The organism is Symbioplanes lichenis (assembly GCF_030709675.1).
Lineage (GTDB): Bacteria > Actinomycetota > Actinomycetes > Mycobacteriales > Micromonosporaceae > Actinoplanes > Actinoplanes lichenis.
The window spans coordinates 1-3,818 of record NZ_JAUZQD010000041.1 but is presented as its reverse complement, the minus strand read 5'-3'; the positions used below and the strand labels follow the sequence as shown (position 1 = coordinate 3,818).

Sequence of the window (3,818 nt, the reverse complement as noted above, 5' to 3'; positions counted from 1 at the left end):
TCGCCCTGCCGACGTACGCCTTCCAGCACCAGCGCTTCTGGCCCGACCCGGCCTCGGCCCCCGCCGACGTCACCGCGGCCGGCCTGAGCACCGCCGAGCATCCGCTGCTGGGCGCGATGCTGCCGCTGCCCGAGACCGGCGGCGTGGTCTTCACCAGCCGGCTGTCGCTGCGGACCCATCCGTGGCTGGCCGGGCTCTTCCCCGCTCCGGGCTTCGTCGAGCTGGCCGTGCGGGCGGGCGACAGCGTGGGCTGCGACCGGGTCGACGAGCTGCTCGTGGAGACGCCACTGGCCCTGCCGCCCACCGGTGGCGTGCAGCTGCAGGTCGTCGTCGGCGAGCCCGAGGCGGGCACGACCCGGCGCAGGATCACGATGCACGCCCGGAGCGACGGGCAGGACGAGTGGATCCGGCACGTCAGCGGGGTCGTGAGTGCGGACGGCGTACGCGAATCGGTGTCCTGGCCCGACGCCTGGCCGCCGGCCGTGCCGGAGCTCGACCACGCGCCCACGCCGGGCCTGATCCGGTCTTGGCAGCGCGGCGAGCAAACTTTCGCCGAGGTCGAGGTGGCCGAGACGGATCACGCGGACGCCTTCGGGATCCACCCGGCGATGCTGGACGCGGCGATGCGGGCCGCCGCACCCGACGAGGTGCCGTCCGGATTCACCGGCGTGGTCCTGCACGCCTCCGGCGCGGCCCGGCTGCGGGTCGTGCTGACCCGCACGGCGTCCGGCGAGTTCACGGTCGCGGCGGCCGACAGCGCGGGCGCGCCGGTCCTGTCGATCGCGTCGGTCACGGTCCGACCGGCCGAAACCCCCTCCACGGGTACGGGCGACGCGGCGCTGCTGGCCCTCGAATGGACCGCCGTCCCCGTCCCGCCCGCCGCGCCGATCAGCGACTGGACAGTGATCGACCGGGATACCGTGACGCGGCACTCGGATACACCCGGCGCGGTTGTGCTCACCGTCGCCGGCGATCGGGATGCGGTGGCCGCCTCGGCGCACGAGGCCACCGCCTGGGTGCTCGGGCAGCTGCAGCACTGGCTGACCGAGACAACGCTCCCGCTGGTCGTGGTGACGCGCGGTGCGGTGACGCCCGAGGTGAGCGACGTGGCCGCGGCGGCGGTGTGGGGGCTGGTGCGGTCCGCGCAGACGGAGAACCCGGGCCGGATCGTGCTGCTGGACACCGACGCTCCCGTCGACGGCGCACTGCTGGGCCGGGTGCTCGCCGCCGGGGAGCCGCAGCTGACGGTGCACGACGGCTCGTGGCGGGCGGCTCGCCTGGTCCGGGTCACCACCGCCGACACCGCGGCCCGGGTGCCGGACACCGTGCTGATCACCGGCGGCACCGGCGGGCTGGGCGGTCTGGTCGCGCGGCAGCTCGTCGAGGCGTACGGCGTCCGGGGTCTGGTCCTGCTCAGCCGGCGCGGCCCCGACGCCCCCGGTGCCGCGAGCCTCGCCGCCGACCTGCGCGCACGTGGCGCCGAGGTGACCGTCGTGGCCTGCGACGTCACCGACCGCGCGGCCCTCGCCGGTGTCCTGGCGGCCCACCCGGTCGACGGCGTCGTGCACACCGCGGGCATCCTTGACGACGGCGTCATCGGCACCCTGACCCGGGACCAGCTCGACCGTGTCCTGGCGCCCAAGGTCGACGCCGCCTGGCATCTGCACGAGCTGACCGGCGACCTGTCGCTCTTCGTGGTGTTCTCCTCCGTCGCGGGTCTCACCGGCAGTGGCGGGCAGGGCAACTACGCGGCCGGCAACGCCTTCCTCGACGCCCTGATGCAGCACCGCCGGCACGCCGGCCGGCCCGGTCTTGCCCTCGCCTGGGGGCCGTGGACCAGCGAGCTCGGCCTCACCGGCGGGCTGTCGGACACCGACCGGCGGCGCATCGAACGTTCGGCCATGCCGCCGCTCGCCGTGGACCAAGGGCTCGCCCTGCTCGACCTTGCCCTGCGCACCGACCGCCCGCTGCTGGCGCTGACCCGGGTCAACCCGCAGGCGCTCCGGGCCTCCGGCGACGTGCCGGCGGTCTGGCGTGCGCTCGCCGGGGGCCCCACGCGCCGTACCGCCGACAACAAGGGCGCCGGCCGCGACAGCCTGGACGACCAGCTCGCGGGCCTGTCCGGCGACGAGGCCCGGCAACTGCTCACCGGTCTGGTCCACGACGCCGCCGCGACCGTGCTGGGCCACGCTCCCGGCTCGCGGCTCAACACCGAGCAGCCGTTCAAGGCGCTCGGATTCGACTCGCTGACCGCGGTCGAGCTGCGCAACCTGCTGCAGTCCCGCACCGGCCGGACCCTCCCGGCCGGCGTGGTGTTCGACTATCCGACCGTCACCCGGCTCGCCGGATATCTGGCCGGCGAGGCCGCCGCCACGCCGTCGCCGGCCGCCGCCCGCCCGCCGGTCACCGACGATCCGGTCGTCCTGGTCGGCATGGCCTGCCGCTATCCGGGCGGCGTCGCGAGCCCGGACGACCTGTGGCGGCTCGTCGCGGACGGATCCGACGCCATCACGCCTTTCCCGGCCGATCGCGGCTGGGACCTCGACCGGCTGCGCAGCGTCTCCGCCACGGCCCGCGGCGGCTTCCTCGACGGCGCCGGCGACTTCGACGCGGCGTTCTTCGAGATCTCGCCCCGCGAGGCGCTGGCCGCCGACCCGCAACAGCGGATTCTGCTGGAAGTGTCGTGGGAGGCGCTCGAACGGGCGGGCCTCGACCCGGGCACGCTCGCGGGCAGCGCCACCGGTGTGTTCACCGGCGTGTACCAGTCCGGCTACGGCGACCTCGTGCCGCGCGAGCAGCTGCAGGGCCACCTGCTCACCGGCGGCGCGGCCAGCGTGATCTCCGGCCGTGTGGCGTACGCGCTGGGGCTGGAGGGACCCGCGGTCAGCGTCGACACCGCGTGCTCGTCGTCGCTGGTAGCCCTGCACCTGGCTGCGCAGGCGTTGCGGGCGGGGGAGTGCTCGCTGGCGCTGGCCGGCGGCGTGACCGTGATGGCCACCTCCGAGGGCTTCGTGGAGTTCACGGCGCAGGGCGGGCTGGCTGCCGACGGACGGTGCAAGTCCTTCGCCGACGCGGCCGACGGCACGGGCTGGGCCGAAGGCGTGGGCGTCGTGGTGCTGGAACGGTTGTCCGACGCGCGCCGCAACGGCCACGAGATCCTGGCGGTGCTGCGGTCGAGCGCGGTCAACCAGGACGGCGCCTCGAACGGCCTCACCGCGCCGAACGGTCCCTCGCAGCAGCGGGTGATCCGCCAGGCCCTCGCCGCGGCGGGTCTGTCGCCCGCCGATGTGGACGCCGTCGAAGCCCACGGCACCGGCACCCGGCTCGGCGACCCGATCGAGGCCCAGGCGCTGCTGGCCACCTACGGCCAGGATCGGACCAATCCGCTGTGGCTGGGATCCCTCAAGTCCAACATCGGCCACACGCAGGCCGCCGCGGGCATCGGCGGCGTGATCAAGATGGTGCAGGCCCTGCGGCACGGCGTCCTGCCCAAGACGCTGCACGTGGACGAGCCCTCCACGCAGATCGACTGGTCTAAGGGCGACGTGCGGCTGCTGACCGAGCCGATGCCGTGGCCCGAGAACGGTCACCCGCGCCGCTTCGGGGTGTCCGCCTTCGGCATCAGCGGCACGAACGCCCACGCGATCCTGGAGGCCCCCGACCTCCCAGCCCCCGTCCCGGCCCCCGTCCCGGCCTCCCTCCCGGCGAGCGACGACGACGGCTTGGTGCCGTGGATCCTGTCGGGCAAGACCGATGACGCTGTACGCGCCCAGGCCGCCCGTCTCGCCACCCACGTGGAAGCGGATCCGTCGTTGCGC

The 3,818-nt window shown here is 74.9% G+C and carries 1 protein-coding gene; it reads left to right on the top strand.

Annotated elements, in window-relative coordinates; translation table 11 throughout:
* A partial coding sequence (locus RAN62_RS40905; protein WP_305790291.1) for a type I polyketide synthase occupies positions 1–3,818 on the top strand: 3,818 nt, incomplete at both ends.